Source organism: Halomonas sp. AOP13-D3-9 (genome assembly GCF_052379125.1).
In the GTDB taxonomy this organism is placed as follows: Bacteria; Pseudomonadota; Gammaproteobacteria; order Pseudomonadales; family Halomonadaceae; genus Vreelandella.
On the sequence record NZ_JBQSYH010000019.1, the window covers coordinates 46335 to 60748 of the forward strand.

Here is a 14414-nt window from a genome sequence, read left to right on the forward strand (position 1 = left end):
TCAATACCAACAACACTGCCCTCAAAAGGGGTAAAACAAGGACAATAATGATGACACAGTACGTACACCAGCCGGACTTCATGACCGGCGACGAATTCTCGATTCCCACCTTTAGCCTGCTTAATCCCGAGGGTGAGCTCTATAGTGGCGCTGAAGAGCCTGCGCTTGAGCGTGATCACGCCCGGCGTATCTATCAGGCAATGCTGGCCACGCGTATTCTAGATGAACGCATGATGGCCGCTCAGCGCCAGGGGCGGTTGAGCTTCTACATGCAGTGTACCGGCGAAGAGGCCGCTGTAGTGGGCGCCACCGCTGCGCTAAATGACGCCGATATGATTATGGCGCAGTACCGCGAGCAGGGCGCTTTGATGTATCGCGGCTTCTCCATCGACGAATTTATGAATCAGCTGTTCGGCAACGAGCTGGACTACGGCAAAGGCCGTCAAATGCCGATTCACTATGGGTCGCGCAAGCTGCACTACATGACCATCTCGTCGCCCTTAGCCACCCAAATTCCCCAAGCGACGGGTTATGCCTACGGACAAAAACTCGCAGGCCAAGGTCATTGCACGTTAACTTTTTTTGGGGAAGGCGCTGCCTCCGAAGGTGATTTCCACGCCGCGCTGAATATGGCCTCGGTGCATCAGGTGCCGGTGATTTTCTTCTGCCGTAACAATGGCTATGCCATTTCCACGCCTGCCGTCGAGCAGTTTGCCGCCGACGGTATCGCTCCGCGTGCCTTTGGTTACCACATGCATGTGATCCGGGTAGATGGCAACGACGTGCTGGCTGTTTACGAAGCAACTCGGCAGGCACGCAAGATCGCCGTTGAGCAAAATCAGCCGGTATTGATTGAGGCCATGAGCTATCGCCTTGCCGCACACTCCTCTTCCGATGACCCTTCTGGCTATCGCTCGAAAGATGAAGAGGAGGTGTGGCGCGCCAAAGATCCGTTGCTGCGGCTACAAAAGTGGCTATTGAAGAAACAGTGGTGGAGTGAGGAAGAAGAGGCTTCCCAGCAGGAAACCCTGCGTCGTGAAGTGCTGGAAACCATGAAGCGTGCAGAAAAGCGTTCATCCCCGCCGCTTGAGAGCCTGATAAGCGATGTGTACGCGGATATAACCCCAGCGTTGCAGCGCCAATTCGATCAGTTAAAACAGCATATTCGCCGCTATCCTGAGGCTTACCCCCGTGGGGCAAAGTCGTTGGACTTGGATGTAGGTACCGACACTGATACCCAGGGGGAGGCGTAACATGGCCACAATGAATATGCTCCAGGCGATCAATAACGCCCTGGATATCGCCATGGCAGAGGATGAAAAAGTCATCTGCTTTGGTGAAGACGTGGGTATTTTTGGCGGTGTATTTCGGGCCACCAGCCACCTGCAGGAGAAGTACGGCAAAGCGCGCTGTTTCAATACGCCACTTGTCGAGCAGGGCATTATCGGCTTTGCCAACGGCTTGGCAGCCCAAGGCTCGGTGCCTGTGGCAGAAATACAGTTTGCCGACTATATCTTTCCGGCGTTTGACCAAATCGTTAACGAAACGGCTAAGTTTCGCTACCGCTCAGGGGATCTATTCAACGTCGGCGGATTGACCATTCGCACCCCGTACGGCGGCGGTATCGCCGGTGGCCTGTATCACTCTCAATCACCCGAAGCTTATTTCACCCATACGCCCGGTCTGAAAGTGGTGGTGCCGCGCAACCCCTATCAGGCCAAAGGGCTACTGCTTGCGGCTATTCGCGATCCGGATCCGGTGCTTTTTCTGGAGCCGAAGCGTCTTTATCGCGCTTCAGTCGGTGAAGTACCCGAAGAGGATTACCAGCTACCCATTGGCGAAGCCGAAATCACCAAAGAGGGCACGGATATTACCGTGGTGGGCTGGGGCGCGCAGATGGAGGTGATCGGCAAAGCGGTCGAGCTAGCCGAAGAGCAGGGCATCGCCTGTGAAGTGATCGACCTGCGCTCACTGTTGCCCTGGGATGCGGATACGGTGGCTGAGTCGGTGCTGAAAACCGGCCGGCTCGTGGTGAGTCATGAAGCCCCCTTAACCGGCGGCTTTGCCGGTGAAATTGCCGCGACTATTCAAGAGCGTTGTTTTCTCTACCTGGAATCGCCCATTGCCCGGGTGACAGGGCTGGATACGCCTTTTCCGCTGGTGTTGGAAAAAGAGTATCTGCCTGATCACCTGAAAATTTTTGAAGCGATTCGCGAAAGCGTCAACTTTTAGCGCCTATTAATGCCTAAGTACGCATTGGGAGAAAAACAATGAGCGATTTTTTACTGCCGGATATTGGCGAAGGCATCGTCGAGTGCGAAGTGGTTGAGTGGCGCGTCGCGGAAGGCGATCAAATTGAAGAAGACCAGCCTATCGTTGAAGTGATGACCGACAAGGCGCTGGTGGAGATTACCGCCCCCGAAGCGGGTGTTGTCACCAAGCTGTATGTGGCCCAGGGGCAGATTGCCAAAGTGCATGCGCCGCTATTTGCTTATCAGGTGGAGGGGGAAAGCCAGACCAGCGACCCGACTAGCAACAATAAGAGTGAGGCCGAGACAGAAACGGCCCAATCGGCCGCCAGTGAAAAGCCGAGCGAACGGCCGGCAGAACCCTCCACCGCTACAGCTACACCGGCTGCTGGCCGCTTATATAACAAGGTTCCCGCCAGCCCCGCCGTTAGACGCCTGGTGCGTGAACACGCCTTACAGCTCACGGAGATCGCGGGTAGCGGAAAAGATGGCCGAGTGCTAAAAGAGGATGTGCTAACGCATCTTGACCAAGCATCGCAAACCGCTACCCCATCCAGCCAAGCAGCGGTTAAAACCCAAGCCGAAAGCAGCGCGCCCAGGGTAGAGCCACTGCGCGGCGTGCGTGCAGTGATGGCCAAGCGTATGGTGGAAGCGGCGAGCACCATTCCCCATTTTCACTACGGCGAAGAGATCGACGTGACCGCACTGCTGGCGCTGCGGGAGCGCTTAAAGCCATTGGCAGAAGCCCAGGGTGAACGGCTGACGCTAATGCCGTTGTTTATGAAAGCTATGGCACTGGCGGTCGCCGAAGAACCCATCGTTAATGCCCAATTAAATGCCGCCGGGGATGAACTGCATTATTATCCCCAGTGTAATATCGGTATGGCTGTCGATAGCAAAGCGGGCCTGATGGTGCCCAATGTTAAAAACGTTGAGCGCCTAACCCTGCTGGAGATTGCGCGGGAAGTCGGCCGGTTAACCACGGCGGCACGAGAAGGGCGGGTCGATCAAGCGGATCTAAAAGGCGGCACCATCAGTATTTCCAATATCGGTGCGCTGGGAGGCACCTACGCCGCACCGATTATTAACGCCCCGGAAGCCGCTATTGTGGCGATTGGTAAAACCCAGTGGCTACCGCGTTTTGATGAACAAGGCGCCGTGCAGCGCCGCGCGATTATGACCATCACCTGGGCGGGCGATCACCGCTTTATCGACGGTGGGACCATCGCACGCTTCTGCAATACCTGGAAAGGTTTTCTGGAAGCGCCAGACAGTATGCTGCTCCATTTGGCATAGCTTTTGGCATAGTTTTTGGCATAGTTTTTGGAATAGCCTCTGGAATAGCCATTGGAAAAGAGATGATCTCTCAGGCACCGCTTCAGCAGTTCTATATACCCGAAGAGCAGTCGGTCTACCTGCTGAGTCATCACGATGCCCGTAAGCTGAAAGACTGGGTGGCGCTGTGTCAGGCGCAGCTCACCCAGTTGGGCTATCAAGGCATCGAGTTAATTGGCAAGGGCGCCTACGGCTTTGTATTTGCCGGAAGCACCGTCCACCAAGGCGCTACTGCCCACTACGTGTTTAAGTTCTCGCGCATTACCCTACCTACCCATTTGCAGGAGCGCCTCGAAGAGGAGGCGTTCATGCTCGATCAGGTCTCGCACCCGCGAATACCTGGCCTGATCGCCTACCAGCGCTCCCGGGGCCAATCCATTTTAGTCATGGAGCGTGCCCCTGGCTGGAATTTAGAGCAGGTATCGCTTAAGCGGGGACGTTTGTCGCCTAGACTGATCGTGCGTATCGCCGCCCAGTTGGCTGATATTCTTGCCGCCCTTCGGCGTGAGTCAGGCCCTCAGGCTCGTCCGGTCGTGCATGGCGATATAAAGCCTTCCAACCTGGTGTATGACAACGAGCACGAGTCTATCGCGCTAATCGACTGGGGTTCATCGGTATTTGCCCAGCTAGATGCGCAGCTGCAGTTTGTGGGCGCTAATGTGATGGAGCTGATGTCGGATAATTTGCAGCAAACCAATGCCCGACTGGGCGATGTCTACTTTATCGGCGAAGAGCAGTTAAACGGCGCACTCTCATCGCCGCGGTTCGATGAGCAGGGAGCGGCGGGAACCCTGTATGCGCTGGCGTCAGCGCAGTCGTGTCGCTTCGGCCATCGGGCGATTCCCGCCAGTTCGCTGGGTCTGCCGATGGAGTTTGCCCGAACCCTGGATGGCATGCTCGACCCCGACCCTCAGGTGCGGCGCAAAGCCGGCGACTACTTTTTAAACAACATGCCGCGAATGGCCAGGGTGGTGATGATTGATCTGCCTGCATCGCTGAATGTACCGCTGGTGCCTGTATGGGCGCGACCCGCGCATCAGGAGATCGATACCGTGGTGTACAGCTCGCGCAAGGCCTTTCTACGCGAAGTCTTTTCACAGGAAGAGCATGCCCAAGAAACCCTGAATGACGTTAACGATGTGCAGCTTGACCGCTACTACAAGCAGTTTATGCAGGGGATGGGGGAGACCGAAAAGGCCTTTTTGGCATCGGTGAGCCGACTGGGGAAATATCCTGTGGTAGGAGGCTTGGCGGTACGCTGGGAGCGGGAGGGTGTGTATATCGACTCGTCGTTAAATTTACACGACCCGGCACTCAAGCCTGCCTTTATCGAGGCGGTTAATAATATGGTGCATCTGGCGCGGGCAATTCATCGCCAAGGGGTATTTAAAAGCTGCCTGTTTAATGCCCGCCAGACGCTTCATTTAGAACGTGCTTCTGTCGATGAGGCGTTTGTCAGCGAATCCAGCATGTCCATTGGCTACGAGCTGAGTGCGGTGCCGGAGCTTGAAGATCGCACCCGTCAGCACAGCTATTTTGAAGATGGGCCCGATCCCGAAGAGCTACTCATACTGCCTGAATCGATAATGCGCGTGCTGCAGCAGCTCAATGATATTCACCATACCGGCATGATCATTTTTGAGGCGTTGCCCCAGCACCTTAAAATACATAGCTACTACCGCCTGCTGGATCCAGCCCGAGAGGGCGAGTTCCGCACGCTGCTGGCGCGCATTCTCGCCTCGGTAGACCAAATCGAGGGCCTCGGCGTTTCGGGCTACATGAAAATGCCCTATAAAGACACCCGCTACTTTACCCACCTGGCAAGCCAACCGGAACGGTACTATCCAAGAAATCCTAGAATTTAAGTGATTGTATATTATGGTTTTTACATGTTCGAGCGTTGCTGTATGTATTTTGTGTCGTTGTACATCTCATTATAACTGGAGATATAAAATGGGGCGCAATTAGCCTAAAAGGTGTGCGGGAAATTGCACAGCTAAAACCCTTTCTAGTTCTGTTTCGGACACGTTTCGGAAGTCAGTCCCTTTCGGGAAATATTGGCGAATCAGGCCATTGGTGTTTTCATTGGTGCCACGCTGACTTGAAAGATGCGGGTCGCAAAAATAGGTTGTTATCAAGAAAGCCTTGGTCACTTACCTGTGCTCTGCGAACTCCGACCCGTTATCCAAGGTGAAAGTTGCCCCTCAGCGTGGTGCCACGCGTCATCGCCTGAGCCGCTCTGTTGACGGTGATCGTTGGCATGAGCGCTGCCAGGAGGCAGCCTCTGATCCTTTAGGCCAGCGTCACCAATCTGGATTTTTTTATGGCCCTTGAGTACCGTGTCGTCTTCTCAATGGCCGATATGCCACCGTTCTTCTGCCTCGGCTGGACGCTGCTCGATCTTGCCCAATCCTGTCCGCTTAGCCAATTGGCGATGATAGCGCCGCTGGCGTGATAGTTGGAGCTGTTTCCATAATGTTTCATCGTGCTTTTTTCGTTCTAGATTAACGCATAGTTACACTGACGGCTTACGCAAACAACGTTGACATTGGCCATGAAGCCACTGATTTGCTGAGGGTCTACATTCGTCCATCAATTGACCCGTGACCAAGCGAATCAGGTTGGGCAGTCGCTTCGTCCCTTTCCAAGCGGTATGTCGGCGCTGGCCCTACGGCCCTCTACCTAGTGCTCCATAGTGCTGACTGCACTTATTCTGTGAATCCAGGCTCTACGGCATACCCTATTCGTAGTCATACAGCAATTCCCCCGAAACCCTCGCGGACTTAAGAACGAGAGACAGGCAGGTACGTTTTTGTTAAGCTCAATACAATTAGAAAGAATTTGCTTATTGCGGTTTCCAATACAGGAATTAAATGTAACGTGGTATAGGCCAGTATCAGCAGCTTGTCCCGATAAGCTACCTGTGGAAAGCCATAACGTTGCATGAAATGTGAAGGAACCTAACCAAGCCAGCTATGGTGTTGCTCTGGTAATTCTTTTGCTGAGCATGAGAACGAAGCAGATCGCATGAAAAATTAATTTTGCTTTACATCGTACCTGATAATGAGCTGTCGGGAAAATTTCCTTTATCTTGATACCCGACTTAACAATAGAGTTTCCGTTGACATCAGTAAAATTTTCGATCTCAGAAAATGCCTAGCAAAGCTCGGGAGAGGGGTTTGATAGCGATTTTTACTATTTTATCGAAACTGCCAGTAAAAATTGTTTTCAGCTTGAAGGCCCTAAAGCACGCCTTAGTATGTATCACCATGGTGATATTCTGTACGACAGCCATCTATTAATTTAGGACATGGCTTTGCTCTATTAAAATTAAATTAAATCAAAATGATACGTGGCTCTAAGGGGCTCATGAGGGAACTGAAGTATGGAATTCGTCAAGGCACTACTGAGCGGCCCCACAGGAATGGAGTTTATTCTGCGTGCTGTCGACGCTGGTACAGTAACAGACATATTTTTTGTACTGATCGCGGGTTTCTTCATAACAGCGCTGGTCTGTTACAAGAAAGATAAACTCAGAAGCCTAACCCACTATACACCTAACCTTCTTACCTCGTTGGGGATGTTGGGTACCTTTACAGGTATCGTCATAGGCTTATTGCATTTTGACCCTGAAGATATCGATGGAAGCATAAGCTTACTGCTCGGTGGGTTGCAGACAGCCTTTATGACCAGTCTCTTTGGCATGGCAATGACCATATTTTACAAAATCATTACCGGTCTTCCCTGGCTACAGCCAAAGGTAGATTTTGCTAGTGGCCCAGACGAAATCGGCCCAGAACACATCCATCAGTTACTGCGCGAACAGAACGAAAATCTATCCAAACTGCATCATGCAATTGCCGGTGATGACAGCGATACGCTGACAGGACAGATTCGGCTTCTTCGACAGCATCAGGACGATAATCAAAAAGCGCTTGTAAAAGAAACTAGTCGTCAGGCCGAGGCCACCGAAGCACTGGGTAAATATGCTGAAGTCCAACGTGAACGTTTTGATGACTTCGCTCGCGAGCTTTCGAAACAGATGCATGACTTTGCTGAGATGATGTCAAAATCTGCGACTGAACAAGTAATTAATGCCCTCAAGGAAGTCATTCAAGACTTCAACAATCAACTGACCGAACAGTTCGGCGAGAACTTTAAAGCCTTGGATGCCTCTGTGAAGTCTCTGGTCGAATGGCAAGAAAATTACCGCCAGCAACTAGGTGAGATGCGTGACCAGTATGCTCAGGGTGTTACCGCCATTACACAGACAGAAGCCAGTGTGGCAGTCATCAGTGAAAAGTCTAAGGCCATTCCCGAAACTATGAGTGGCCTCGAAACGTTACTTACCGCCACTCAACGTCAACTTAACGACCTTGATTCGCATCTGGCCGCCTTCAAAGATATGCGTGACCGCGCTGTTGAAGCTGTGCCGGAGATTCGTCGACAGGTTGAGGAAACTGTCAGCGAAATAAATCAAGCCGCTAAGAGTGCTGCCCAGGAGTTGGTGACTGGAAGTACCCGCATGAAGGACGAACTGCTTCAAGGTAGCGCGCGTATTAATGAGGAAATGATTGAAGGCGCAAGCGGCCTAAATGAGCGTTACAACCGTGTACATGAATCTCTGCAAGGAACCTCTGACCAGCTCTCGACACAGTCTGAGCAGATTGCCAGGCATTTCCGTGAGACTCACGAGGAAGTGAACAGTCATGTCAGAAACCTTGTCGAGAAGCTTACGCAAGGTAGCGAGCAGATGGGGAGCCGCATGCAAGAAGGCTCAGAGCGCATTGAAATGAAGATGCAAGAGGGCGCAGATAGCCTTGGTAAACGCTTTAGCGATATGCAAGAAACACTTGAAGGGAATTCCAATACACTGAAAGACGGTGCTCTGCATCTGAGCGAAGAATATCGAAAAGGGATTGAAAGTGCTGAAAAGCAAGTTCAAACGCTGATTGAGCAGATTACCCGGGAACACCAGCAGATGACCCGTACATTGAGTGAGGCAAGTGAGGAAACTCAAAACCATCTGCGTAAGACGCAAACTTCTACCAGCGAAGCTCTTGAACTCCTGCAGACCCAGCATCGCAAGGCACTGGAAGATGCTAGCCAACAGTACCAAACTCAGCTCAGCAACGCTTATCAGCAGGTTGAAGCAGCCATGAAGCAGGCGGTTAACCGTACCGGCGAGCATATCAATGCTCAAATGGAACGAATCGATGAAAGCATGCAGCAAGAGTTACAACGCGTGATGACAGAAATGGGTAATGCACTGGGTCAGATTAGTGGTCGCTTCACACAAGACTATCAAAAGCTTACTAACGAAATGCAGCAGGTGGTGCAGTCCTCTAAAACCGGTGCTTACTGATGAGTCGTCTAAATACACTATTCGGAAGTGGTAGTGCAGCTGGGAGTGAAGAAGAGCATCACTGGCTTAGCGTCTCCGACCTTATGGCCGGTTTGATGATGGTATTTCTTTTGATCTCGATTGCTTTGATGCGTCATGCACTTGAAGAGCGTGATCGGGTCACAGCGGTGGCTGAGGCTTATCAAGAAACCCAGGTAGCGATATATCAGGCCTTGATGGATGAGTTTGGCAATGATCTCGAAACCTGGGAGGCAGAAATTAATGCAGATACACTGGCACTGACCTTTAAGTCGCCAGAGGTTCTATTTGCCACAGGGTCAGCACGTTTGCGCTCCAGATTTGAGAGTATTTTGAGCGATTTTTACCCACGTTATCTTGGAGTGCTAAAGCCATTTCAGGAATTCATTGATGAAGTACGTATCGAAGGGCATACCTCTAGCCTTTGGAACAGTAGTGTGAGCGAGGATGAGGCTTATTTCAGTAATATGCAGCTTTCCCAAGACCGGACTCGATCAGTACTGAGCTATCTTTATCGATTACCAGAAACTCAGTCACAGAAAGCTTGGGTTAAGCAGACCACTGCTGCCGTAGGATTCTCCTCCTCGCACTTAGTGATGAACGATGTAGGCCAAGAAGATCATGAACGCTCCCGCAGGGTCAGCTTCCGCATCCTGACCAATGCAGAAAGCCAAATTCGTGAAATTCTTTCTGAGACGGATTCATGAAGTTTGAGATTGACCTCAGTGCTTTGCGCGCTGCAGCCAGTCGCATGGGCCCACCTGTAGAGGTTGAACCATTTGATTTCCACAATGCTAATCCACCATTAGCAAGGAAAGAGATCAAAGAAGTTACCACACCGCCTCCAGAACTTGAGATTCCTGAGGGTGGGGTAGAACTTACAGACCTAGGCCAATTAGTCACCGAGAACAACCTGTTGACCTGGCAGGGTCAGCAAGTGCTGCTTTACATCCAGGATCACCGCTCACGCTTTGATGCCGCCCGTTTAGATGGAGCAAAAGGAAATAGGGTGCATATTTCCTTTTGTAAGACACTTGAAGAAATGCGTGACTCTGGTCGCTTCGAGCGCTATGTGGTTACGCGAGATCATAGTGAATTTTTCCGTATTACCGGACGAAGTCATGGTTGGCATGAAGAGTCCGATACTACTGATCTAAGGGTCTGTAAGCATTGTCTACGCAAGCTAAACTTCGGAGGGTATGCTGTTCCAGGTAACAAAGTAGCCTTCTCAGAATTTTCTTTCGTGAAATTCTTTGAGCAGTATGAATCTTTCTTTCCTTATCATCCCTCCCGCGAGACAGGTGCAGCGGAAAACTACACACAAGACTGGCAAAACGTCTCTCGTCATTATCGAGAATCACGACAACACATTTGCGAAAATTGTGATGTCGACCTGTCGAGACGACACTACCTACTGCATACACACCACATCAACGGCGTGCGTAGTGACAACGATGGGCAAAATTTAAAGGCTTTATGCGTTGATTGCCATAGCAAGCAGCCAAATCATCACCATATGGTCGTTTCGCACAGTATGCGCCAGGAAATTGCGCATCTGCGTCACGTTCAACAAAAAGCTAATATTGAAAAGTGGCAAGAAGTCTTCAGCCTAGCTGATCCCGGCCTCAATGGATTGCTTTACCATCTTAAAACTCTAAATGCACCTTTGCCCAAGGTGGGGCTAGATGTTAAAGACGAGCTCGAGGGTGTTGTAGCTAACATCGAACTGGCTTGGCCTAGCGTCAGAATAGGAATTGCCATCAGTGAAGAAGATGCTATAGCTGCGAAGTCTCAAAACTGGCGTATCTACAATGTCGAACGATGTCTGGAACAACCTGAAAAGCTAGTCTCTCTATTACAGCTAAAGGCCAAAGATTAACCAGTATATTGTTAATCTGTATTATGTTTTCAAATAATGGCTTCCTGCTGATTGGCCAGCCAGTTGACCAGCTGTTCAGTAAGATCGTCACTAGCAGCGCCAAACGCATGAACCACATCAGGTATATTGGTGCTTATAGCTTGAGCGCTGGTGGTGAAGCTCTGAGTGGCAATAGGCGTGCGGTTTTGAGCGCTGACAAGCTGTACATCGAGCTGTACTTTCACCGTGGGCGGCTGGGTCACATAATCGCTCTGGAAGTGGCGTAGTTCGCTGAGTAGCAGAAGCTCGGAAGGCAGGCTGTCGCTTCCCACACTGGCAAAGAGGCGACTCTGCTGTAACCCTGCGATCAAGCGCGTCTGGAGTAAGTCGGGGGCATTCTCCTGCCAGCGAGCGCCTTCATACACATTAACGGTATTTCCCTCTGGGTAGACCACAATGCGGTTGCTGCCGAGTAAATGGCCCGCTTGTGGGGCAGCCACCGCGAGACGTTGTCTGGTCGTCAGCGAATTGGGTGAGGGGGTAACGGGCTGTATATCGGCACTGGGCAAACGATACAGGGTCGCTGGCTCACTTTCGGGCAATATTGAGCAGCCACTGCTGAGTAGCAGCGCAGCGCTAACTAAAGCGATGGCGGTGGAGCGTAATGTCATGGGCGGAACTCCTCTACCTGATCACGACCGAGGAAAAAGTCCGTTGGGCTCTCCTCTAGCTGGCGGGTAATACGATCTAGCGTATCGAGCGTGGAGCGCAGCGAAGAGAGCGCCGGGGCAATATCTTGCGCACCCTGTAAGCTACCTTCGATGGCTCCAGCGTTAGTCTCCACTAACTGCTCGATGCGCTGTGCCGCACGTGCCACATCGCGGCTTGCATCGGCAGCGCTCTCCATCACCAGACGTCCATCCTGACGCAGCAACTGGGTGGCTTCCTGGCTAAGTGCATCAATGCTGCTGAGTGTGGTCGTCGCCTGACGGGTCGCCTCGCCGAAAAGCGCCATATTTTGGTCTAGAGCGTCCTGCTGGGTGGCAAGCATTTCGGTGATCTGAGCAATATTGGTTAAAATACTGCCTGCCTGCTCACGGTTGTTATCGTCAAACAGTTCGTTGACGTTTTGCAGGATTGAATTGATGTTTTCGATCATATCTTCGCCCTCATCAAACAGCGTAGCGATGGGCGAAGGGTCTGCGTTTATAAACGGTGCTTCGATATTGGTTTGGTCAATGAGCAGTGGGGCTTCAGGGGTGCCGCCATGGAGCTGAACAGACATGCTGCCGGTGATGCTGGCAAAGGCAAGTTTTGCCCGGGTATCTGTCTTGATCGGTGCGTCATCGTAGACGCGGATATTGGCAATCACTTGCCGAGGATCGTCAGGATTGAGGTTAAGCTCGGTGACGTCACCTACCTCAATACCGTTATACTGCACACGACTGCCGACTGATAAACCGCTCACGCTGCGCTCAAATAGAATACGGTAAGGCTGATAGCTACGTTCGCCTGCTGCATAGCTCATCCATAGCGCAAACAGCAGCGCCGCGGCGGCGGTGCCCAGCGTGAATAAACCGATTAACACGTGATGCGCGCGGGTTTCCATCTACCCTCACTCCTGTGTGTAAGCATTCGTTGAAGAGGCAGTATGAGCACTTTGCGCGGCTCGACCACGTGGCCCATGAAAGTAATCTTGAACCCATTCATCGTCGGTCTCCGCGACCTTGTCGATGGTATCCACCACCAACACGCGCTTCTGCGAGAGCACGGCGACCCGATCGCAGGCGGCGTAAAGCGTATCCAGATCATGGGTGACCAGAAAAACACTGAATCCTAAAGCATTGCGAAGGGTGACCAGCAACTGGTCAAAAGCCGCCGCGCCAATAGGGTCAAGCCCTGCCGTCGGTTCATCAAGAAATAGAATGTCGGGGTCCAGTGCTAAAGCCCGGGCCAGCGCCGCGCGCTTCACCATGCCGCCAGACAGCGATTCAGGGAACTGAAGCGCAGCCTGGGGCGGTAAACCGACCAGCGAGAGCTTAACTCTGGCAAGATGTTCGGCATCTTCACGGGGTAGCTTGGCATGTTCAATCAGCGTTAGCGCAATATTCTCTTGCAGGTTCAGCGAACTAAACAGGGCTCCGCGCTGAAACAGCACGCCAAAGCGCCGCTCTATTTGGCTGCGCTGTTGGTCGTCTAGCTCGTTAAGCGTATTGCCAAGCACTTCAACCGTGCCGCCATTGGGACGTTTCAAACCAACGATACTACGCAAAAGCACTGATTTACCGGTACCTGAACCGCCCACAACGCCAAGAATTTCTCCGCGCTTAAGGGTTAAATCCAGGTTTTCATGAACGACATGGGCGCCGAAACGGTTAACTAATCCCTTTACCTGAATTACCGGTTGATCGGGTTGTTCTGTCGATTTAGCTGAATCCATCACCAGCCCATCTCCATAAAGAACAGCGCGGCGACGGCATCAATCAGAATCACCATAAAAATCGACTGAACCACGCTTGAGGTGGTGTGTTCGCCCACAGATTGTGCGCTACCGCTGACCTTAAAGCCTTCAAGGCAGCCGATCACGGCGATCACAAAGGCAAATACCGGTGCTTTGCTAAGCCCTACTAAAAAGTGCATCACCGACACGTCTTTTTGCAGCGTGGCCATAAACTGGGTGAGTGAAATATCCAGTGACAGGGAGGTGACCATAGCGCCACCGGCTAAGCCGCTGAGCATACCCACAAAGGCGAGCATGGGCAGGCTAATTAACATCGCCATTACCCGAGGCAGCACCAATAGCTCGATCGGGTCTAGCCCTTGGGCTTGCAGGGCATCAATCTCTTCGTTGGATTTCATGGCGCCAATTTGGGCGGTAAAGGCGCTGGCGGTGCGCCCTGCTAATAGAATCGCGGCCAGCAGAACACCGAACTCGCGTAAGAACGAGAACGCCACAAGATCAATGGTATAAATCGTCGCGCCAAAGTCCTGCAAAACAGTGGCCCCAAGGAAGGCGACGACAGCACCCACCATAAAGGTGAGTAGGGCGACGATAGGCACCGCATTAAGGCCGCTCTGCTGAATGTGGGCGACGGTGGCCGTTAGGCGCCAGTGGCTTGGCCGCAATACCAGATGGAAGAGGGTGGCCATGACGAGACCAATAAAGGCCAGCAGCTGGCGCTGTTGAGACCACAGCCCCACCATTTGCTGACCAATGCTGGCAAGTGCTTGATTAATCCGTGAGTGGGAAGGTTTATCTACGTCTAGCGGCGCGTTCATGGCCTCGGCAATGCGGATCAGCAGCGCCTGCTGCTCCTTCGGCAGTTCGCTTGCCCATTCGGTGACCGATGTGGCTTTTTCAACACCAATCAGCTCAATAATCAGTACGGCACCCGCTGTATCTAGCCGAGTGATCGCGTCTAAGGAAACAGTTTCATGTGTTGCCTGGCCAATATCACTCTGGGTAAGCGCTGATTTAATATCGTGGTAATGGGCAAGCGTCCACTCGCCTTGTAGCGCTAACGTTTGATCATGACGCGCAATCCACTCGCTTGGCATCCTAGCTCCTTGGCGCTCTGGGTATCTATGC

Annotated in this window: 12 protein-coding genes and 1 pseudogene; 8 read left to right on the top strand and 5 right to left on the bottom strand. The window is 52.1% G+C overall.

All coding sequences use genetic code 11. The features are described 5' to 3' along the window. The first annotated feature begins 50 nt into the window (after positions 1 to 50). The 4 genes from ACT3UM_RS19465 to ACT3UM_RS19480 all read left to right on the top strand — a co-directional run bounded on the left by ACT3UM_RS19465 (position 51) and on the right by ACT3UM_RS19480 (position 5449). Positions 51 to 1253: a thiamine pyrophosphate-dependent dehydrogenase E1 component subunit alpha gene (locus tag ACT3UM_RS19465; RefSeq protein WP_498901598.1), complete on the top strand. Its 1203-nt coding sequence runs from the start codon at positions 51 to 53 to the stop codon at positions 1251 to 1253. A gap of 1 nt (position 1254) precedes the next feature. Then, on the top strand, positions 1255 to 2232 hold the full coding sequence (locus tag ACT3UM_RS19470; protein ID WP_009287805.1) for an alpha-ketoacid dehydrogenase subunit beta: 978 nt from the start codon (positions 1255 to 1257) through the stop codon (positions 2230 to 2232). 38 nt (positions 2233 to 2270) lie between these two features. Further along, on the top strand, positions 2271 to 3545 hold the full coding sequence (locus tag ACT3UM_RS19475; RefSeq protein WP_498901600.1) for a 2-oxo acid dehydrogenase subunit E2: 1275 nt from the start codon (positions 2271 to 2273) through the stop codon (positions 3543 to 3545). A 65-nt stretch (positions 3546 to 3610) separates the two neighbouring features. Continuing rightward, on the top strand, positions 3611 to 5449 hold the full coding sequence (locus tag ACT3UM_RS19480) for a protein kinase domain-containing protein (protein WP_498901694.1): 1839 nt from the start codon (positions 3611 to 3613) through the stop codon (positions 5447 to 5449). 135 nt (positions 5450 to 5584) lie between these two features. Here the strand turns inward: ACT3UM_RS19480 and ACT3UM_RS19485 are convergent. Continuing rightward, positions 5585 to 5782: pseudogene (locus ACT3UM_RS19485) on the bottom strand (IS30 family transposase); the annotation flags it as partial. A 125-nt stretch (positions 5783 to 5907) separates the two neighbouring features. On the opposite strand from ACT3UM_RS19485, the gene ACT3UM_RS19490 reads away from it, so the two are divergent. From ACT3UM_RS19490 to ACT3UM_RS19505, 4 genes are all read left to right on the top strand, one after another. After that, a complete protein-coding gene (locus ACT3UM_RS19490; RefSeq protein ID WP_498901602.1) occupies positions 5908 to 6039 on the top strand; it encodes a hypothetical protein in 132 nt (43 codons plus the stop codon). 930 nt (positions 6040 to 6969) lie between these two features. Next, positions 6970 to 8949: a hypothetical protein gene (locus tag ACT3UM_RS19495; RefSeq protein ID WP_498901604.1), complete on the top strand. Its 1980-nt coding sequence runs from the start codon at positions 6970 to 6972 to the stop codon at positions 8947 to 8949. Next, positions 8949 to 9674 carry an OmpA/MotB family protein gene (locus ACT3UM_RS19500; protein WP_498901606.1) on the top strand — a complete coding sequence of 242 codons (726 nt, stop codon included), beginning with the start codon at positions 8949 to 8951 and terminating at the stop codon, positions 9672 to 9674. Before ACT3UM_RS19495 ends, ACT3UM_RS19500 begins: the two co-directional genes overlap by 1 nt. After that, positions 9671 to 10846 carry an HNH endonuclease signature motif containing protein gene (locus ACT3UM_RS19505; protein ID WP_498901608.1) on the top strand — a complete coding sequence of 392 codons (1176 nt, stop codon included), beginning with the start codon at positions 9671 to 9673 and terminating at the stop codon, positions 10844 to 10846. Before ACT3UM_RS19500 ends, ACT3UM_RS19505 begins: the two co-directional genes overlap by 4 nt. A 29-nt stretch (positions 10847 to 10875) precedes the next feature. Here the strand turns inward: ACT3UM_RS19505 and ACT3UM_RS19510 are convergent, their stop codons facing one another. Genes ACT3UM_RS19510 through ACT3UM_RS19525 form a run of 4 tightly spaced genes read right to left on the bottom strand, consistent with a single transcriptional unit; the run spans position 10876 to position 14383 of the window. Further along, positions 10876 to 11496 (bottom strand): ABC-type transport auxiliary lipoprotein family protein, encoded by a 621-nt coding sequence (locus ACT3UM_RS19510; protein WP_498901610.1) that lies wholly within the window; start codon positions 11494 to 11496, stop codon positions 10876 to 10878. Beyond that, on the bottom strand, positions 11493 to 12434 hold the full coding sequence (locus ACT3UM_RS19515) for an MlaD family protein (protein ID WP_498901612.1): 942 nt from the start codon (positions 12432 to 12434) through the stop codon (positions 11493 to 11495). The genes ACT3UM_RS19510 and ACT3UM_RS19515 overlap by 4 nt, the downstream gene beginning before the upstream one ends. 6 nt (positions 12435 to 12440) lie before the next feature. Further along, complete coding sequence (locus tag ACT3UM_RS19520) at positions 12441 to 13265, bottom strand: ABC transporter ATP-binding protein (RefSeq protein WP_498901696.1); 825 nt, start codon at positions 13263 to 13265, stop codon at positions 12441 to 12443. Continuing rightward, complete coding sequence (locus ACT3UM_RS19525; protein ID WP_498901614.1) at positions 13265 to 14383, bottom strand: MlaE family ABC transporter permease; 1119 nt, start codon at positions 14381 to 14383, stop codon at positions 13265 to 13267. Before ACT3UM_RS19525 ends, ACT3UM_RS19520 begins: the two co-directional genes overlap by 1 nt. Positions 14384 to 14414 lie beyond the last annotated feature (31 nt).

Coding starts and splice junctions, on each gene's coding strand:
- ACT3UM_RS19465 (WP_498901598.1), top strand. CDS start 51: ATGACACAGTACGTACACCAGCCGGACTTCATGACCGGCGACGAATTC.
- ACT3UM_RS19470 (WP_009287805.1), top strand. CDS start 1,255: ATGGCCACAATGAATATGCTCCAGGCGATCAATAACGCCCTGGATATC.
- ACT3UM_RS19475 (WP_498901600.1), top strand. CDS start 2,271: ATGAGCGATTTTTTACTGCCGGATATTGGCGAAGGCATCGTCGAGTGC.
- ACT3UM_RS19490 (WP_498901602.1), top strand. CDS start 5,908: ATGGCCCTTGAGTACCGTGTCGTCTTCTCAATGGCCGATATGCCACCG.
- ACT3UM_RS19495 (WP_498901604.1), top strand. CDS start 6,970: ATGGAATTCGTCAAGGCACTACTGAGCGGCCCCACAGGAATGGAGTTT.
- ACT3UM_RS19500 (WP_498901606.1), top strand. CDS start 8,949: ATGAGTCGTCTAAATACACTATTCGGAAGTGGTAGTGCAGCTGGGAGT.
- ACT3UM_RS19505 (WP_498901608.1), top strand. CDS start 9,671: ATGAAGTTTGAGATTGACCTCAGTGCTTTGCGCGCTGCAGCCAGTCGC.
- ACT3UM_RS19510 (WP_498901610.1), bottom strand. CDS start 11,496: ATGACATTACGCTCCACCGCCATCGCTTTAGTTAGCGCTGCGCTGCTA.
- ACT3UM_RS19515 (WP_498901612.1), bottom strand. CDS start 12,434: ATGGAAACCCGCGCGCATCACGTGTTAATCGGTTTATTCACGCTGGGC.
- ACT3UM_RS19520 (WP_498901696.1), bottom strand. CDS start 13,265: ATGGATTCAGCTAAATCGACAGAACAACCCGATCAACCGGTAATTCAG.
- ACT3UM_RS19525 (WP_498901614.1), bottom strand. CDS start 14,383: ATGCCAAGCGAGTGGATTGCGCGTCATGATCAAACGTTAGCGCTACAA.